The 491-nt window shown below is 46.6% G+C and carries 1 protein-coding gene; it reads right to left on the bottom strand.

Translation table 11 applies throughout. From position 1 onward, the window contains the following. Nucleotides 1-305 (bottom strand): peptidoglycan recognition protein family protein (locus tag HMPREF9443_RS10580; RefSeq protein ID WP_187363710.1); only part of this gene is annotated, 305 nt, incomplete at its 3' end. Nucleotides 306-491 lie beyond the last annotated feature (186 nt).

Consider the following 491-nt stretch of genomic DNA (forward strand, 5'->3'; position numbering starts at 1 on the left):
TGACACAGGATAGCGACTACTATCGCCATCTGTTCCACTTGAAGTTCAGTCGGTGGATATGCGCCAAACACAGGATTGCATTTGTAGGCGAGGATTGCATCCTTAGCGCAACAGAGAGTGACGCCAATGGAGCGACTGTTGCGACGCCAGGTATGCGATTTATATTCGCGCAGCATGTTGCAGGTGAGGTAAAGCTCGCCATGCTCGCCGATGTTGATGTGGTAATCATCAAAAACCTGGTCGTAGGTTCCTGCCGTCCAATGCAGATAGATGTGAGTGATACCGCCTTTGGCATTCTTAGCCAAGATTCGCAGCTGTTCATGATTAATTCTGCGGGGATTTGTTACAAGCATATATCAAAAAGCTCCTTTGTATTTTTTCTCCCATGCGCTTACTTGCATATCCGGATTCTGTTTTGGGCAAGAGGCGGGAGTGTGTTGTTTTTGCCTCTCACTTTACTAATGGCTTTTTTTAGGGTAAAAGTCAGACAC

It is taken from the genome of Phascolarctobacterium succinatutens YIT 12067, from assembly GCF_000188175.1.
In the GTDB taxonomy this organism is placed as follows: Bacteria; Bacillota; Negativicutes; order Acidaminococcales; family Acidaminococcaceae; genus Phascolarctobacterium_A; species Phascolarctobacterium_A succinatutens.